This is a genomic window from Microbacterium sp. MYb64, from assembly GCF_002979495.1.
Classification (GTDB): domain Bacteria; phylum Actinomycetota; class Actinomycetes; order Actinomycetales; family Microbacteriaceae; genus Microbacterium; species Microbacterium azadirachtae_A.
In genome coordinates, this window is record NZ_PCOW01000015.1 from 79,465 (window position 1) to 97,193 (window position 17,729).

14 protein-coding genes are annotated in these 17,729 nt (G+C 69.9%); 11 read left to right on the forward strand and 3 right to left on the reverse strand.

Annotation, left to right across the window (positions count from 1 at the left end; translation table 11 throughout):
• Positions 1-42: 42 nt before the first annotated feature.
• Together CQ044_RS13705 and CQ044_RS13710 are read right to left on the reverse strand one after the other, a co-directional pair.
• Positions 43-1,704: a glycoside hydrolase family 13 protein gene (locus CQ044_RS13705; RefSeq protein ID WP_105688978.1), complete on the reverse strand. Its 1,662-nt coding sequence runs from the start codon at positions 1,702-1,704 to the stop codon at positions 43-45.
• Positions 1,705-1,871: 167 nt separating this feature from the next.
• Positions 1,872-2,801 carry an NAD(P)-dependent oxidoreductase gene (locus CQ044_RS13710; RefSeq protein ID WP_105688979.1) on the reverse strand — a complete coding sequence of 310 codons (930 nt, stop codon included), beginning with the start codon at positions 2,799-2,801 and terminating at the stop codon, positions 1,872-1,874.
• Between the two features lie 273 nt (positions 2,802-3,074).
• On the opposite strand from CQ044_RS13710, the gene CQ044_RS13715 reads away from it, so the two are divergent.
• From CQ044_RS13715 to CQ044_RS13745, 7 genes are all read left to right on the forward strand, one after another.
• Entirely contained in the window at positions 3,075-4,382 is a 1,308-nt protein-coding gene (locus CQ044_RS13715; RefSeq protein WP_105688980.1) for a sugar ABC transporter substrate-binding protein, read from the forward strand.
• Positions 4,383-4,384: 2 nt separating this feature from the next.
• A complete protein-coding gene (locus CQ044_RS13720) occupies positions 4,385-5,335 on the forward strand; it encodes a carbohydrate ABC transporter permease (protein WP_105688981.1) in 951 nt (316 codons plus the stop codon).
• Entirely contained in the window at positions 5,332-6,273 is a 942-nt protein-coding gene (locus tag CQ044_RS13725; RefSeq protein WP_105688982.1) for a carbohydrate ABC transporter permease, read from the forward strand. Before CQ044_RS13720 ends, CQ044_RS13725 begins: the two co-directional genes overlap by 4 nt.
• Position 6,274: 1 nt before the next feature.
• Entirely contained in the window at positions 6,275-7,990 is a 1,716-nt protein-coding gene (locus CQ044_RS13730; RefSeq protein WP_105688983.1) for an amylo-alpha-1,6-glucosidase, read from the forward strand.
• A 188-nt stretch (positions 7,991-8,178) separates the two neighbouring features.
• Positions 8,179-9,495, forward strand: a complete 1,317-nt coding sequence (locus tag CQ044_RS13735) for an ABC transporter substrate-binding protein (RefSeq protein ID WP_258133314.1) — start codon at positions 8,179-8,181, stop codon at positions 9,493-9,495.
• Between the two features lie 97 nt (positions 9,496-9,592).
• Entirely contained in the window at positions 9,593-10,441 is an 849-nt protein-coding gene (locus CQ044_RS13740; protein WP_105688984.1) for a carbohydrate ABC transporter permease, read from the forward strand.
• On the forward strand, positions 10,438-11,334 hold the full coding sequence (locus CQ044_RS13745) for a carbohydrate ABC transporter permease (protein ID WP_105688985.1): 897 nt from the start codon (positions 10,438-10,440) through the stop codon (positions 11,332-11,334). The genes CQ044_RS13740 and CQ044_RS13745 overlap by 4 nt, the downstream gene beginning before the upstream one ends.
• Positions 11,335-11,353: 19 nt before the next feature.
• Here the strand turns inward: CQ044_RS13745 and CQ044_RS13750 are convergent, their stop codons facing one another.
• Positions 11,354-12,010, reverse strand: a complete 657-nt coding sequence (locus tag CQ044_RS13750) for a GntR family transcriptional regulator (protein WP_105688986.1) — start codon at positions 12,008-12,010, stop codon at positions 11,354-11,356.
• 159 nt (positions 12,011-12,169) lie between these two features.
• On the opposite strand from CQ044_RS13750, the gene CQ044_RS13755 reads away from it, so the two are divergent.
• The 4 genes from CQ044_RS13755 to CQ044_RS13770 all read left to right on the forward strand — a co-directional run.
• Complete coding sequence (locus tag CQ044_RS13755; protein ID WP_105688987.1) at positions 12,170-14,293, forward strand: beta-galactosidase; 2,124 nt, start codon at positions 12,170-12,172, stop codon at positions 14,291-14,293.
• On the forward strand, positions 14,290-15,705 hold the full coding sequence (gene gcvPA, locus CQ044_RS13760) for an aminomethyl-transferring glycine dehydrogenase subunit GcvPA (protein ID WP_105688988.1): 1,416 nt from the start codon (positions 14,290-14,292) through the stop codon (positions 15,703-15,705). The genes CQ044_RS13755 and gcvPA overlap by 4 nt, the downstream gene beginning before the upstream one ends.
• On the forward strand, positions 15,702-17,333 hold the full coding sequence (gene gcvPB, locus CQ044_RS13765) for an aminomethyl-transferring glycine dehydrogenase subunit GcvPB (RefSeq protein WP_105688989.1): 1,632 nt from the start codon (positions 15,702-15,704) through the stop codon (positions 17,331-17,333). The genes gcvPA and gcvPB overlap by 4 nt, the downstream gene beginning before the upstream one ends.
• Before the next feature lie 4 nt (positions 17,334-17,337).
• A partial coding sequence (locus tag CQ044_RS13770; protein WP_181158321.1) for an NAD(+)/NADH kinase occupies positions 17,338-17,729 on the forward strand: 392 nt, incomplete at its 3' end.

The window sequence follows — 17,729 nt, forward strand, 5'->3', positions numbered from 1 at the left end:
GTCTCGGTCGCTGCGCGTCCTCGCTCAACGACCTGAGGGGTATCAGCCGATCGTGTACCAGGCGGCGGAGTTCGCCGGCAGCACGGTCCCGGCCTCGGGGGCGCTGTGCACCACGATCGCGGCACCCGCCGGGAGCGACAGGGGCGCCTCGCCGAGGTTCGCCGCGACGCGAAGATCCCCGCGCCGGAACGCCACCGCGTCGGATCCCAGGTCCTCCCAGATGAGGGATCCGGATCCGAGCCCGCGCTCCTTGCGCAGCCGCAGCAGGGTCTTGTACAGCTCCAGGGTGGAGCCGTCCGCGCCCTCCTCGGCGGCGCGCGCGTGCTCGGCCCACTCGGCGGGCTGCGGCAGCCAGGAGGCGCCGGTGTCGTTGAAGCCGTAGGACGGCGTGGTGCCGCTCCACGGCAGCGGCACGCGGCAGCCGTCGCGTCCGTAGCGCTCGCCGCTCGTGCGGAACCAGGTGGGATCCTGCCGGAACTCATCCGGGATCTCCATCGCCTCGGGCAGCCCGAGCTCCTCGCCCTGGTACAGGTAGGCGGATCCGGGCAGCGACAGCATCACGGTGGTCGCGGCGCGGGCGCGCGTGAGACCGAGGGCCGCATCGGGCTTGGGCTCATCGCGCGGGCCGATGCCGTCGCCCTGCGGGTTGTCCCAGGTGAGGGCGAGGCGCGAGGCGTGGCGCACGACGTCGTGGTTCGAGAGCACCCAGGTGCTGGGGGCGCCGACCGCCCCGAACGCGTCGAGGGAGTCGCGGATCACGGCGCGGAGCTCCTTCGCGTTCCACGGCGTCATGAGGTAGTTGAAGTTGAACGCCTGATTCATCTCGTCCGGGCGCACCCACAGCGCGATCTGGTCGAGCGTGGGCAGCCAGGCCTCCGCGCACAGGGCGCGGTCGCCGTCGTAGGCCGCGAGCACGTCGTGCCAGTCGCGGTAGATCTCGTGCACGCCGGGCTGGCCCCAGTACGGGACGTCCTCCTGATCGCCGCCCATGGAGTCGGCGCCGTCGTCGGGCGTGTAGTCGGGCAGCCCCGCCTTCTTGATCATGCCGTGGGCGACATCCACCCGGAAGCCGTCGACGCCGCGGTCGAGCCAGAAGCGGAGCACGCCGCGGAACTCCTCGCGCACCTCTTCGTTCGTCCAGTCGAAGTCGGGCTGGCTCGGGTCGAAGATGTGCAGGTACCACTGGCCCGGTGTGCCGTCCGGCTCGGTGATCCGCGTCCACATGCCGCCGCCGAACACGCTCTGCCAGTTGTTCGGCGGCAGCTCGCCGTGCTCGCCCTTGCCGTCGCGGAAGATGTATCGCGCGCGCTCGGGGCTGCCGGGGGCGGCCGTCAGCGCCTCCTGGAACCAGCGGTGCTGGTCGGAGGAGTGGTTCGGCACCAGGTCGACGATCACGCGGATGCTGCGGGCGTGCGCGGCCGCGAGCATCGCGTCGAAGTCGTCGAGCGTGCCGAACAGCGCATCGACGCCGCGGTAGTCCGAGACGTCGTAGCCCGCGTCCTTCTGCGGGCTGGGCATGAACGGGCTCAGCCAGATCGCGTCGACGCCGAGGTCCTGCAGCGCGTCGAGGCGCGACGTGATGCCCGGCAGGTCGCCGATGCCGTCTCCGTTCGCATCGGCGAAGGAGCGCGGGTAGATCTGGTAGATGACGGCGGTGCGCCACCACTCGGATCCGGGGGCGGACTGCTGCTCGATCTCGGCCATGCGATCAGGGTACCGGGACGCCGGCGCATCCCGGAAACGCGGGGATCGAATCGGTTCGATCAGGAGCTTCCCGCCCCGGTCGTTGAGCGCCCTTCGACAGGCTCAGGGACCAGCCGGAGGCGACCGAGACGAAACGCGGCGATCTCGTGGGGGCGTGTCACCGGATTTCAGCGCGGGATGAGGTTCACCGGCTCCGCGCCCGCGAGCATGCGGTCGATCTGGGTCCGCACGAGGGCCGCGATGCGCGGGCTCATGGCCGTCGAGGCACCGCCGACATGCGGGGTGAACAGCACTCCGGGCGCGGTCCACAGCGGGTGGCCCTCGGGCAGCGGCTCCGGATCCATGACGTCGAGGGCGGCGCGGATCCGGCCGTTCTCGGCGACCAGCGCGTCCGTGTCGACGAGCGTTCCACGGCCGACGTTGACGAGCAGCGCCCCGTCGGCCATGCGCGCGAGCATGGCCGCGTCGAACAGCCGGTGCGTGGCGGATCCGCCGGGCAGCGACAGGATGACGATCTCCGCGTCGGGGAGAAGCGCGGGCAGGTCGGCGAGCGCATGCACGGCGATCTCGCCGACGCCGTCGATCACCTCGGTGCGGGCGGTCTGCGCGACCGCGGTGATGGCGGTCTCGAAGCCGGCGAGGCGACGGGCCACCGCCTTGCCGACGCCGCCGATGCCGACCAGCAGCACACGGCGATCCGCAAGGCTCGACGTGAACGCCCGATCCCACACGCCCGCATCCTGCGAGCGCACGAACCGCGGCAGCTCGCGCTGCGCCGCGAGGGTCAGTGCAAGGGCGAGTTCGGCGGTGGCGGGCTCGTGCACGGTGGCGGCGTTCGCGAACGGAACCCCCGCGGGCACGCGGTCGATCACAGCCTCGTAGCCGATCATCTGCCCCTGCACGAGACCGACCTCGATGCCGTCCAGCGCGGAGAAGCGCTGCCGTCCGAGGTAGGACGGCACGACGATGTCGATCCGCGGTGCCGGCGGGGGCGTGGTCATGTCCCAGACCTGCACCTCCACGCCGTCGGGCAGCGGACCCTGAGCGGCGATGTCGGCGGCGAGTTCGGCGGTGGGGACGGTGACGAGCAGGCTCACCCCTCGAGCGTATGCCCCCGGTGCCCCGGGGGCGGGCCGCGAGTGCACCGGATCCTGCCGGTACCGAGCGCGAGTGCACGGGATCCTGCCGGGTGCACCGGTTCTTCGCGTGAACAGGCCGTGCGTTCGGCACCTGGCCGTGCACTCGGCGTGCTCGGTCGCGCGCGTCACCCGGAACAAGAGCACTCATTGACAGGATCGCGCTCTGTATACATAATACTGAGTGCGTCCCGCACTCCCGAAGGGCCCTTCAACGACGAAAGAGGTGGCGTCATGCCCCGCTCGAACCCTCGACTCCTGCGCACTCTCGCCGCGGTCTCCGCCGGTGCGCTGATGCTCGGCCTCGCCGCGTGCAGCGGCGGCGCCTCCGGTGGCGGCAGCGCTGCCGGCGGCAAATCCACCGTGGTCTGGTCGACCTGGGGCAGCGCCGACGAGCTCAAGCGCTATCAGGACTTCGACAAGGAGTTCATGAAGCGGCACCCCGACATCACGGTCAAGCTGCAGCCCGTCGCCGGCTACGACGACTACCACTCCAAGCTTCTCGCACAGCTGACCAGCAACACGGCGCCGGACGTCTTCTACGTCGGCGACGACATGGTCGGTCAGTTCGTCGGATCCAACCGCCTGATGCCGCTCAAGTCCCTCATGGACGGAGCGAAGAGCAAGAGCAAGGTCGACGACTTCTCGCCCGGGCTGTTCGGTGCGGCGGAGAAGGACGGCGAGATCTACGCCGCTCCCAACGACTCGAACCCCGACGTGTTCTGGTACGACAAGGAGGCGCTCAAGGCCGCCGGCATCACCGAGGATCCTGCCACGCTCGCCGGCGAGGGCAAGTGGACCACGAGTGCCTTCCTCGACATGAACAAGAAGCTCCGCGATGCGGGTCTCACCGGAACCATGTTCTGGAACTACTGGTCCACGCAGTGGAGCTGGCTGAGCTCACAGGGCGTCTCCGCGCCGTACGACAAGAGCGGGAAGTTCGTCGCGAACAAGGACGCCGGCGCCGTCAAGGCGCTGGATCAGCTCGGATCCCTGTTCCAGGACAAGACGTTCCTCGTCGCCGACACTCTGCCCGACGGCGCGGGCGCCGACAGCCTCTTCGTCTCGCACAAGGCCGGCTTCTTCGTCCAGGGGCGCTACACGATCGGCACGGTCGAGGCCGCCGGATCCAAGGACTCGTACGACATCGCGCCGTGGCCCACGCCCGACGGCAAGGCTGCGCCCACCGGCGTCGCCACCTCGTTCCTCGCGATCAACAAGGGCACCAAGGTCAAGGACGCGGCCTTCACGTTCTGGACCGAGTTCCTCTCCGCCGAGGGCCAGACCCTCCGCCTGAAGGGCGGCGGCAACGCCGTTCCGTCGATCAAGGGCGCGGACGACGTCGTGCTGGACGGCTACCCGGCGCACGCGCAGACCTTCCTCGACATGCGCGACATCGGCTTCGTCAACTACCCCACCGAGGCGCGCCTTCCTGGCATCCGCGGCGGCATCGGCGACCAGTTCCTCGCGCTCTACCAGGGCAAGCAGGACGCCCAGGCCACGCTCGACGCCGTCGGCAAGCTGGTCCAGGACGGCAAGTGACCATGAGTACGCAGGCTGTAGACACCCGGGCGCCGTCGACGACGGCGCCCGGGTGGCGGCGCGAGGCCGCCTGGCGCCGCCGCGACCGGCGCTGGGGCTACGCCTTCGTCGGGCCGCAGCTGGTGGGCATGGGGCTCTTCGTGCTCGTGCCCTTCCTCGCGAGCCTCGTGCTCGCGTTCGCTCACTGGGACGGCCTGACCGACCTCAGCTGGGTGGGATTCGACAACTTCGCCACGGAGCTCACGGATCCGCTCTTCGGCCGCGCGATCCTGAACACGCTGCTCATCGCGATCATCACGGTGCCGATCGGCCTCGCTCTGGCCGTGACGATCGCGGTCGCGCTCGAGAAGCTGAAGACCCGCACGCTCTACCTGGTGCTGTTCTTCGCGCCGGTGGTCACCTCGACCGTGGCCGTCGCGATGATGTGGCAGCAGATGTTCCGCGCGGACGGCGTGCTGTCGTCGGCGATCTCGAAGGTCTTCGGGGTCGCGCCGCCGGACTGGCTGCAGGATCCGCGGCTCGCCCTGATCGCCGTGTGCATCGTCACGATCTGGTCGTCCCTGGGCCTCAACGTCATCATCTTCCTCGCCGGCCTGCAGAACATCTCGCCGTCGGTGATCGAGGCCGCGCGGATCGACGGCGCGGGCGCCTGGCGGCTGTTCACCGCGATCCGGCTGCCCCTGCTGTCGCCGATCGTCTTCTTCTCCTCGGTGATCGCGTTCATCTCGTCGCTGCAGACGTTCGACACCGTCTACGTCCTGGTCAAGAACGCCGGACCCGACAATGCGACGCGCACGATCGTCTACCACATCTACGACCTCGGCATGAAGCAGTTCAACTTCGGCCTCTCATCGGCCGCGAGCATCATCCTGCTGCTGCTGACCCTCGTCATCACGGGGATCCAGTTCGCCGCGCAGAAGAAGTTCGTCCACTACGAGGATGACCCCGCATGAGCGTCGACACCACGCGCATCACGACCGGCGGACACGCGCCCGCCACCGATTCCACGATCGCCCTCGTCGCGCCGGGCCGGCGGATCCGTCCGCGCGTCGCCGGCAAGGGGCGCCGGCGCCTGTCCGCGACGATCCTGCACGTCGTGCTGGTCGTCGCCGGACTCGGAATGGTCTTCCCGTTCATCTGGATGCTGCTGACCTCGTTCAAGACGCTGCCGCAGCTGCTGAAGAACCCGCTGTCGGTGCTGCCGAGCCCGTGGACCTTCGACAACTACGTCCAGGCCTGGAACGCGGTGCCGTTCGCGCAGGCGTACCTGAACAGCGCCTACATCGCGGTGCTGGTCGTCATCGGCACGCTCATCACGGCCTCGATGGCCGGCTACGCGTTCGCGCGGATCCGCTTCCGCGGGTCGAAGGTGCTGTTCATCGTCTTCCTCGCCACGCAGATGATCCCCAAGCAGGTCACGCTGATCCCGTTCTACCTGCTGATGTCGCAGCTCGGGTGGGTGGACTCGCACCTCGCCCTCATCATCCCCGGCATGATCGCGAACCCCTTCGCGGTCTTCCTCATGCGCCAGTTCGTGCTGTCGCTGCCGCGGGAGCTCGAGGAAGCGGCGCTCGTGGACGGGGCAGGCCGGATCCGCACCTTCTTCCAGGTGATCCTGCCGAACCTCAAGCCGGGCCTCGCTGCGCTCAGCATCATCGTCGCGCTCGACGTGTGGAACTCGTTCCTGTTCCCCCTCGTGCTGCTCAACACCCCCGACCTGTTCACGGTGCCACTGCTGCTGCAGTCGTTCCAGGGGCAGTTCGGCTCGGTGAACTACGGGCTGGTGATGGCCGCCTCGGCGATCTCGACCGTGCCGATGCTGATCGTGTTCGTGATCGGGCAGCGCCGGATCCTGAACAGCATGGCTGCGTCGGGTCTCGGAGGGCGTTGACGTGACGGATGTCCCCATCCCGACCGCCGGGGTCGCCTCCGCCGCGGAGCTCGCGCTCGCCGCGGGCCGCCACCTCGACCTGGTGACGGCCCCGTTCACGATGCCGCGCTCGCGCCTGCTGGTGTTCCGCGAGGGCGAGGGCGAGGGCGAGGGTGTGCGCGTGCACACGTCCGAGTACGAGCGGCGGCTCGATCAGTGCCGCGTGCTCGACGCGCTCGTCGTGCACGACGCGTCCGGCCGGATCCTCCCGATCGTCGACGTGCAGCCGCACCGGATCTCATTCGGGGCCGTGACCCTCACCTTCGACGGGCTGCGCACGCTCAGCATCGGCGGGGATCCGGCGGCCTCCGTCCGCCTGGTGCTGCCGGACGGCGGCGAGTCCCGCCACGAGGTCGGATCCGGGATCCGCATCGAGGTCGCCGCCGATCGCACGGTCGCGGTCTCCGCTCAGCACGACGGCGCCCACGACGCGGCCGAAGAGGCGCTCGAGACGCTGTGGGAGGCGTGGTTCGACCGCTGCCCGCGGGTGCGCGAGGACCTGCAGGACATGGCGGCCTTCTGCTGGTGGGTGCTCGGCGCGAACATCGTGGAGCTGCCCTCGCTCGAGGGCGCTCGGGCGATCGTGCCCTCGAAGATCGGCTACGTCGGACTCTGGCAGTGGGATGCGTACTTCATCGCGGTCGGCCTGCGTCACGGCGACCCGGAGCTCGCCAGGGAGCAGCTCGAGCTCGCGTTCCGGTTCCCGCGTGAGAACGGCCAGCTCCCCGACGTCGTGCACGAGCAGGGCGTGCTCGCCACGAGCGACGACCTGCCGGAGTCGGATCGGGCGACGCTGCGTCGCGCCGGCTCGCAGGCCGCGGATCCGAGTGCTCCCGTGCCGCTCACCAAGCCGCCGCTCGCCGCGTGGGCGCTGCGCAAGGTGCTCGAGGTCGAGGACGCGCCCGAGTGGGCCGCGACCCAGCTGGAGCGGGTGATCCGCTCGCAGGACTGGTGGTTCGCGGGGCCGGAGCGGAACGGATCCGACCTCGACGGCGACGGGCTGCCGGAATACGGCCATCCGTACTCCTCGGGACTCGACGACAGCCCGGTGTTCGACGGGCCGATCCCCACGACGGCTCCCGACCTCGCGGCCTACCTCGTGCAGCAGGACAGGGAGATCGCGGCGCTCGCGGCGCGCTACCTGCCCGGCCATCCAGTCGCGCCGCACCTGGCCCGCGCCGAGCGCACGACCGCGCTCCTCATGGAGCGGCTGTGGGATCCGGCCGAGCGGCGCTTCATCGCCAGGGGTCCGGGAGCAGGCGACGAGGCGCGCATCGCGAGCGACACCGTCGTGGGGCTCCTGCCGCTGCGCGTGGAGGGGCTGCCGGACGAGGCCCGCACCGCGCTGCGGGAGGCGATCGACGACCCGCAACGGTATGCGCTGGAGTGGGGGCTGCCGACGGTCTCGGCGGCGGATCCCGACTTCTCCCCGGAGCGGATGTGGCGCGGCCCGATCTGGATCAACACCAGCGCGCTCATCGCCGAGGGTCTGGATACGGCCGGTCAGGCCGAGCGAGCGAGGGCGCTGCGCGAGCAGACCGTGCGTCTGGTGATCCACGGCGGCGGTCCGCACGAGTACTTCAACCCGCGCACGGGCCTCAAGGCCGAGCGTGCGACGACGGCTTTCGCCTGGTCGGCCGCGCTGTTCATCGATCTGGCGGTCGAGCTCAGCCGCTGACGCGCGAAACCCCCACAGAGATTCGACACCCCCTCGCAAGTGCGCAAGCAGGAGGGGGCCCGACGCTCCGTGGGGGTTTCGACGTCTTGCGGTGCGGTAGGGGCGTCGGCGGAGTCGACCTCGATGAACCTGGTGTTTGCGTAACCACGCGTGTACTGTATGCAATATCCAGTTCTGACGAGGAGGTCATGATGAAGCGACGCGGCATGCTCGCGCTGGCGATCGGGGCGACGGCGACTGTCGCCCTGTCCGGGTGCGCGTTCGGCGGAGGGGCGCCCACGAGCGGTGAGGCCCTGAAAGCGGATGGGGTCGGAACGGGCACGATCACCATCTGGTCGTGGGACGTCGCCGCGACCGCGCTCAAGCGGCTCGGCGCCGACTACGAGAAGGCGCACAAGGGCACCACGATCAAGGTCGTCGACATCGGCTACGACAACGCCTACGACAAGATCTCGGTCGGCCTGCAGGCCGGCACGGGGCTCCCCGACATGATCACGCTCGAGACGGATCACAACCAGGGCTACCTCACCCAGTTCCCGAAGGGCTTCGCCGATCTCTCGCCCGTGCTCGGCGACAAGAAGGCCGACTTCGACCCGTTCAAGTGGGCGACCGGCACCGGCAAGGACGGCGCACTGCACATGGCGCCCTGGGACTCCGGCACGGTGGGCCTGTACTACCGCACCGACTACTTCCAGGCCGCGGGCGTGGATCCCTCGGCGGTGAAGACCTGGGACGACCTCGTCGCGGCGGGCGAGAAGATCAAGGCCGCCACGGGGCACACCCTGCTCACGGCGGATCTCTCCGCGGGCGGATCCCTCTCGATGTACCTGCAGCAGCAGGGCGCAGGCTACTTCGACGACAAGGGCGAGATCACCGTGAACTCGCCCGACGCCGTGCGGGCGCTCACCCTGCTGCAGACCATGCAGCAGAAGGGGCTCATCAAGAACGCCAAGGGCTGGGATGCGAGCGTCACGAGCGCGAAGGACGGCGACTCCGCCGTCACGCCCGAGGCGGTCTGGTGGATCGGGACGCTCGAGGGCGAAGCCCCGGAGCTCAGCGGGAAGTACGCCGTGCGGGACCTGCCGGTCTTCGACAGCAGCAGTGCGCCGACGTCGAACAACGGCGGATCCGGTCTCGCGATCCCCGCGCAGGCGAAGAACCCGCAGCTCGCGGCCGACTTCATGGCCTACGTGCTGGCGAACAGCGGCAACCAGTCGAGCATGATGCAGAAGGAGGGCCTCTTCCCGGCGTACCTCCCGGCGCTCAAGGCCGACTTCTTCGAGCAGCCGAGCGACTACTTCGGCGGGCAGAAGGTGTTCCAGGCCTTCGCCCGGCTCACGCCGAAGATCCCGTCCATCACCTTCACATCCGACCAGTCGGTCGCGAGCGACGCCGTCACGAACGCCGTCGGCGCCGCGGTCCTGAACGGCGAGGATCCGAAGAAGGCGCTGGACGACGCGGCCGCCCAGATCGCGAACTCGACCGGCCGCAAGATCGCGGGCTGACATGACCGTCGCCACTGTGCGGCGGCCTCCGGCGGAGGGGAGTCGCGACGAGAGTCGTCGCGAGTCCCCCCGCACGGGTCGTCGTTTCGCCGCGCGCATGCAGCGACCCGGGATGTGGTTCGCGCTTCCCGCCGCCGCGCTGCTCGTGCTGTTCTTCGCGTACCCGCTCGCGGTGTCGCTGCTGCAGAGCTTCTTCCGCACCTCGGGCGGCGTGAGCACCTTCGTCGGATTCGACCAGTACGCGCGGATGCTCCGGGATCCGCTGGTGCTGAAGAGCCTCGGCAACGCGCTGCTGATCCTCGTCGTCCAGGTGCCGATCATGATGGCGCTCGCCGTCGGCCTCGCCTACCTGCTGAACCAGGCGTGGCTGCGCTTCCGGGCGGGTTTCCGCCTGCTCACGTTCCTGCCCGCCATCACGACGCTCGTGGCCTACTCCGTCGTGTTCCGCGTGATCATGACCACGGACGGCGGCCTGCTGAACCAGTTCCTCGCGCTGTTCGGCGCCGGGCCCATCGACTGGCTGAACAACGAGTGGTGGGCGCGGGTCGCCGTGATCGCCTCGATCACCTGGCGCTGGACCGGCTACAACATGGTCATCATCCTTGCGGGGCTCCAGTCGATCCCGCCCGAGCTCTACGAGGCCGCGCGCATCGACGGCGCGGGGCGCTGGCAGATCTTCCGGCACATCGTCGTCCCGCAGTTGCGGCCCGTGCTGATCTTCACGAGCGTCACGTCGACGATCGGCGCGCTGCAGCTCTTCGACGAGAACTTCATCCTCACCGGGGGCGGTCCCAACAATGCGACCCTGACGCCGGTGCTGTACCTGTACAAGATCGGCTTCCAGCAGTTCGACTTCGGCTATGCCAGTGCGATCGCGTGGATGCTCGTGATCCTCACCGGGATCATCGCCGTGATCCAGTTCCGCATCCTGAGGGAGAAGCCATGACGACGCAGCTGATCACCACCGGCCGCGGTCGGCGCGCCGGTCAGCCCTCCGGACGTTCCGGTGAGCCGCTGATGCGCAGGATCGTCCTTCGGGCGCCCGTCTACGCGGTCATGGTCGTGGCGAGCGTGCTCGCGCTCGTCCCGTTCCTGTGGATGGTCATCGCCTCCACGCACAAGACCAGCGACCTGTTCGTCACGCCGCTGCCGCTCCTTCCCGGTGGCGAGTTCTGGCAGAACCTCGGCCGGTTGCAGGAGAGCATCGGGTTCGGCCAGGTGATGCTGAACAGCGTGCTCGTGGCCGTGGTCTACACGGTGTTCAGCTCGCTGGTCAGCATCATGTGCGGCTACGGCCTCGCCACCTATCGGTTCCGCGGACGCGGGGTGCTGCTGGGCGTGATCCTCGTCACGATGATGATCCCGATGCAGGTGCTGCTGGTCCCGCTGTTCCAGATGATGGCCAGCGCCGGATGGATCGACAGCTACCAGGCGCTCATCGTCCCGTTCCTCGCGAACGCGTTCGGCATCTTCCTCATGCGCCAGGGGTTCCTCGATTTCCCCGCCACGCTCATCGAGGCGGCCAGGATCGACGGCGCGAGCGAGCTGCGCACGTTCTACCGGATCGTGCTCCCGGTCGCCCGCCCGCAGATCGCGGCACTCGTGATCTACACGTTCATCAGCCAGTGGAACTCGTTCATCTGGCCGCTGCTCATGCTGAACAGCGAGGACAGGTACACGGTCCCGGTCGCGCTGAACACGATGATCGGCCTGAGCCGGGTCGACTACTCCGGGCTCATGCTCGGATCCCTGCTCGCGACGCTTCCGCTGTTCGTGCTGTTCCTGGTGTTCCAGAAGCAATTCGTGGCCGGCCTGCTCGGGGGAGCCGTCAAGGGGTGACGGCTCGCCCGAGCAAGGCTCAGGCCGAGAAGTACGCGCTCGACGAGTTGTCGAGGATCCGGCGCATGCCGTGCAGCCAGTTGACCTTGAGCGCCTCGATCGCGGCGGGTACGTCGCCGGACGCGAGAGCGTGGGCGATGGCGGCGTGCTCCGCGGCGACGCGGTCGATCTTCACGTCCTCGGCGACGAGAAGGGCCTCATAGCGGTGGAAGGATCCGCGCACGCTCTCGATCACGTCGAGCAGGCGCCGGTTCGGGCAGGCCGACAGCATGACGGTGTGCCACTCGTCGTCCTTCGTCATCACGAGGGAGTGCTCGACGTGCTCATCCGTGAACGCTTCGGCGAGTTCGACCAGGCGCGCGCCCACGGTCTTCAGCTCCTCGACGGGACTGAGCTCGAGGGCGAGGCTCTCCAGCGTCGCCATCACGGGCGCCAGGTCTTCGAACTCGCCGGCGCTGAGCGGCACGAAGCGGAAGCCCTTGCCGTTCTCGCTGGAGATCTGCCCCTCGGACTCGAGAGCGATCAGCGCCTCGCGCAGCGGCGTGCGGCTGACGCCGAGCTCGGCGGCGAGCTGCACCTCGTTGATGCCCTCGCCGGGCCGGACGTTCCCCGTGCGCATGCGCGCGAGGAGTTCCTCGCGCACTTGTGAACGGAGGTTCTTGCGTTCGATGGCCATCTTTCCCCTCCAGTGGAACCTTAGCGACAGTGCTCGAGGCTCGTGCTGTTGACGCGATCTCGATCGCGTCATAGTGTTATGTATACAAAATACACCTGACGATGGGAAACGTCGTCATCGGCACGGCACGTGCACGAAAAGACTCAGGGAGGAGCCTTCGTGGCCCAGCATCTCGACGACGAGCGGATCCGCGAGGTCCGCATCGACGCCCTGGCCTTCGGCGGCGACTACAACCCCGACCAGTGGTCGGAGGACGTGTGGCTCGAGGATGTCCGCCTCATGCAGGAGGCCGGCGTCACGATGGTGAGCCTGCCGATCTTCAGCTGGCCGCAGCTCGAGCCGGAGCCCGGCGTCTACGACTGGAGCTGGCTGGATCGGATCCTGGATCTGCTGCACGACGCGGGCATCCGCATCGACCTCGCGACCGCGACCGCAACTCCGCCGTCCTGGCTGCTGCGCGCCCACCCCGAGATGGCGCCCTGGGACTCCGACGGGCACCGCCTGGAGTTCGGCTCGCGGCAGACCTACTGCCCGTCCTCGCCGATCTGGCGAGAGAACGTCGCGCGCATGACGCGTGCGATCGCCGAGCGCTACGGCGAGCACCCCGGACTTGCGATGTGGCACATCTCGAATGAGTACGGCGATCACGTCTCGCGCTGCTGGTGCCCCGAGTCGGCCCGGCACTTCCGGCGCTGGTTGCAGGACCGCTACGGCGACCTCGACGGCCTGAACGAGGCTTGGGGCGTCAACGTCTGGGGCCAGCGCTACACGTCGTGGGAGCACATCGAGACGCCGAAGAAGGCGCCGGGGCCGATCAACCCCACGAAGCTGCTCGACTTCGAGCGGTTCTCCTCGGACGCGATGCTCGAGCTCTTCCAGGTGGAGATCGACGTGCTGCGCGAGGTCACCCCCGACATCGCCGTGACCACGAACTTCATGAGCATGTTCCGCGACCTCGACTACTGGCGCTTCGCCGAGCGCGAGGACGTGGTGACCGACGACGCGTATCCGGATCCGATGGATCCGACCTCGCACGTCGGCGCCGCGCTCAACTACGGCCTCATGCGCGCGCTCAAGGGAGGGCGCCCCTGGCTGCTCCTGGAGTCGTCGGCGAGCGCGACGAGTTGGCGCGACGTGAACGTGCCGAAGGCCCCGGGGAAGATCCGCGTGGAGAGTCTGCAGGCCGTGGCGCACGGATCCGACGCGGTGATGTTCTTCCAGTGGCGCCAGGCGAAGTACGGCCAGGAGAAGTTCCACTCGTCGATGCTCGGCCACCGCGGAGAGCGGTCGCGCAGCTTCCAGGAGACCAAGGCGCTGGGCCTCGAGCTGAAGAGGCTCGAGCCGGTGCGCGGCAGCCGCGTGCGCTCGCGCGTGGGCCTCGTCGTGGACTGGGACTCCTGGTGGGGATCCAGCGCGGTCGAGTCGCTGCCCTCGCAGCGGCTGCAGTGGGCGCAGCAAGCCCGTGGCTGGCACCGCGCGCTGTACGCACTGGGGCACCCCGTCGACGCCGTGCGCGTGGGCGGCGAGGCGAGCGGCACCCCGTTCGACCGCTACGACGTGATCGTGGCGCCGAACCTCTACATCCTGGAGGAGGAGCCCGCTGCGGCGCTGCGCGCCTTCGTCGCCCGCGGCGGGACGCTCGTCGTCGGACCGTTCTCCGGCGTCGTCGACAGCACCGAGAAGGTGCACGACGGCGGCGCCCCCGGTCCGCTGCGCGACCTGCTCGGCGTCGAGGTCGACGAGCAGTGGCCGATCGCGGACGGCGTCCTCGAGCACCTCTCCTACGGGGAGGACGCGCTCGCGGTGCCGCACTGGGGCGAGTGGATCGAGGCTGATCCCGACGTCGAGATCCGCGGCGCGTACGCCACCGGCGAGCTCGCGGGGCGCCCCGCGGTCACCCGGCGGGCGCACGAAGCCGGATCCGCCTGGTACCTCAGCGCCATGCTGCGGCCCGAGGGCCTCGCCGCGGTGTTCCGCGACGTCCTCCGCACGGCGGGCCTGCCCGCGCGCGACGACGACTCCGTGCAGGCCGAGGCCGTCACCCGCTCGGACGGGACGACCGACTACACGTTCCTCCTGAACCACGCGGCCGACCCCGTGACCTTCCGGCTGCCGATGTCCGGCCGCGATCTGATCACCGGATCCGAGGCCGCGGGAGAGCTCGCGCTGGGCGCCTACGGCGTCGCCGTGATCGCCTCGCCGAGCACGGACCGCATCCCTTTCCTCACCTTTGCCCATACCCCCCGGCCCACCCAGGCCACCCCGTCGAAGGAGCTGGCATGACGCAGACGTTCGTGCATCCCTACATCCCGAACACGGCGCCGGAGACCCACGCGGAGATGCTCGCCGCCGTCGGCGCCGCCTCTGTCGAGGACTTCTACGCCGACGTGCCGGAGGACCTGCGCCTGCGCCGTCCGCTGGACGTGCCGGCGCCGCTGCCGGCCGAGCAGGACCTCGCCCGGCACGTGCGCGGGATCCTCGCGCAGAACCGCACCACCGAGGAGCGTCTGAGCTTCCTCGGCGCCGGCACCTACAACCACTACGTGCCGGCGGTCGTGGACGAGGTCATCCGCCGCAGCGAGTTCCTCACCGCGTACGCCGGCGAGCCGTATGAGGACCACGGCCGGTTCCAGGCGCTTTTCGAGTACCAGTCGCTCATGGCAGAGCTGCTCGCGATGGACGTCGTGAACGTGCCGACCTACGACGGCTACCAGGCCGCCGCCACGGGCCTCGCGATGGCGGGCCGGCTCACCGGCCGCGGCGTCGTGCTCGCCGTGAGCGACGTGCTGCCGGAGAAGGACTCGAAGGTTCGCGACTACACGCGCGCCGACCTGGAGATCGAGCGGATCCCCACCGCGGGCGGCATCGCGGATCTCGCGGCCCTGCGGGCACGGCTCTCCGACGATGTCGCGGCCGTGTGGATCGAGACGCCGAGCTTCACCGGCGCCGTCGAGACGCAGCTGCGCGAGATCGCCGAGGCGGCGCACGCCGCCGGCGCGGTCGTCGTCGTGGGCACCGACCCGATCGGGTACGGCGTGCTGACCCCGCCCGCCCTGCAGGGGGCCGACATCGTCACGGGCGACATCCAGTCCCTCGGTCTGCATCAGTGGTTCGGCGGTGCGCACGCCGGCTTCGTCGCCGTGCACGACGAGCCGCGGTTCGTGATGGAGATGCCGTCCCGGCTGTTCGGCCTGGAGTCGACCGACGTGCCGGGCGAGTACGGCTTCGGCGACGTCGCCTACGACCGCACCTCCTTCGCGCACCGCGAGGAAGGCAAGGAGTGGGTCGGCACCGCGGCCGCGCTGTGGGGCATCGCCGCCGGTGTGCACCTCGCGCTCATGGGACCGCAGGGCATGGCCGATCTCGGCGAACTGCTGCTCGCCCGCACCGCGTATGCGCAGCGGCAGCTCGCCGCGATCCCGGGCGTCGCCCTGGGCGATGACGCGCTGCACCTCCGCGAGTTCACGGTCCGCTTCGACTCGGCCCGTGCCGCCGATGTCGTGACGGCGCTCCGCGCGCAGGGCATCGAGCCGGGCGTGGTCGTCGACGAGCGCACCCTGCTCGTGTGCGTGACCGAGGCCACTTCCGCATCCGACATCGACCGCCTCGCCGCCGCGCTCGCGACGGCCATCGACCCCGAGGAGCAGGACGCGTGCGACGCACTGAGCGACGACGGCAAGGAGGAGACGAAGTGAGCCTTCCCATCGCCCCGAAGCAGAGCCCCCGCCGATTCCAGCAGGCCAGCTGGGATGAGCCGATCGTCTTCGAGCTGTCCACGCCCGGCGAGAGAGGCGTCCTCGTGACACCGGTCGAGCCGGCGGTGCGGGAGGCCGTCGGCGACGTCGTCGCCGCCCTCCCCGAGGGGATGCGCCGTCAGACCCCGCCGGCGCTGCCGGAGATCGCGCAGATGCGCGTGCTCAAGCACTACCTGCGCCTGTCCCAGGAGAACCTCGGATCCGACCTCAACGTCGACATCGGCCAGGGCACGTGCACGATCAAGTACTCGCCGAAGATCAACGACCAGCTCATCGAGGTTCCGCAGTTGCGGGCCCTGCACCCGGCGCAGGATCCGGCCGACACGCAGGGCGCGCTCGAGACGATCTGGCGCCTCGAGCGGCTCATGGCCGAGATCTCCGGCATGGACGCCGTGTCGCTCGCCTCCCCGGGCGGATCCGCCGGCATCTGGACCAACATCGCGATGATCCGGGCCTACCACGCGTCGCGCGGCGAGGCGGATCAGCGCGACGAGGTCATCACGACGATCTTCAGCCACCCGTCCAACGCGGCCGCGGCCAAGGTCGCCGGATACAAGGTCATCACGATCTACCCGGACGCCGACGGCTACCCCGACCTCGGCGCGCTCAAGGCGGCGCTCTCCGAGCGGACGGCGGCGATCATGGTGACCAACCCCGAGGACACCGGCATCTACAACCCCGCGATCAAGGAGTGGGTCGACGCCGCGCACGAGGTCGGGGCCCTCGCCTCCTACGACCAGGCCAACGCCGCAGGCATCCTCGGGATCACGCGCGCCCGCGACGCCGGATTCGAAGTGTGCCAGTTCAACCTGCACAAGACGTTCTCCGCACCGCACGGCAGCGGAGGCCCCGGCGCCGCGGCCAATGCGGTGAGCGCGGCGCTCGCGCCGTTCCTGCCCGGACCGCGCGTGGAGCAGGTGGAAGGGCGCTTCGTCGTCCGCGAGCCCGGCGAGCTGTCGATCGGGCACGTGGCGCCGGCGCACGGCGTGATCCTGCACGTGGTGCGGGCGTACGCATGGATCATGGCGCTCGGCGCCGAGGGCATGCTCGCGGCCTCGCAGATCGCGGCGCTGAACAACAACTACCTGCTCAAGAAGGTGCTCGAGATCCCGGGGGCGTCCGCGCCGTACGCGACCGGTCGCCGCCGCATCGAGCAGGTGCGGTACTCGTGGCAGGAGCTGTTCGAGGAGACCGGCATCACGTCGGAGGAGATCGGCATCCGGATGGCCGACCACGGCTTCCACTACTGGACGAGCCACCACCCGTACGTCGTGCCGCAGCCCTTCACCCTCGAACCCACCGAGTGCTACTCGAAGGCCGAGATCGACGAGTACGTGGCGGCGCTGGCGCAGGTCGCGCAGGAGGCCAGGGACAACCCCGAGCTCGTGCGCACGGCGCCGCACAACCAGACCGTGCACCACACGCACCACGACGACCTCGACGACCCGGAGCGCTGGGCGATCACCTGGCGCGCCTACCGCCGGAAGTACTTCGGAGAGATCCCGGCCGGTCCGGCCGCGAGCGGCCTGCCGGACGCGGAGCTCGTCGGCGCCACCGCCGGGGCCTGATCCCGTGATCGGACTCGTCGTCAACCCTGTCGCCGGAGTCGGCGGGCCCGCGGGCCTCGCCGGCTCCGACGGCGCGGCCGTGCAGGCGCGGGCGGCGGAGCACGGCTCCGTCCCGCGCGCGCACGAACGCGCCGGACAGGCGCTGGCGGTCCTCGCGCGCTCGCACCCCGGGGTGCGGATCCTCACCGCGGCCGGTGCCATGGGCGCCGCCGCCGTGGCGGACGCGGGGCTCGAGCCGGTCGTGGTATTCACCCCGTCGTCGGTGGCGACCACGCCCGACGACACCGCCGCCGCGGTCGCCGCCGTGGCCGCCGCCGGCGCCTCGCTCGTGCTGGTGGCCGGCGGCGACGGAACCCTGCGCGACGCCGTCCGCGGGCTGGGGGCCGGGTTGGCGTC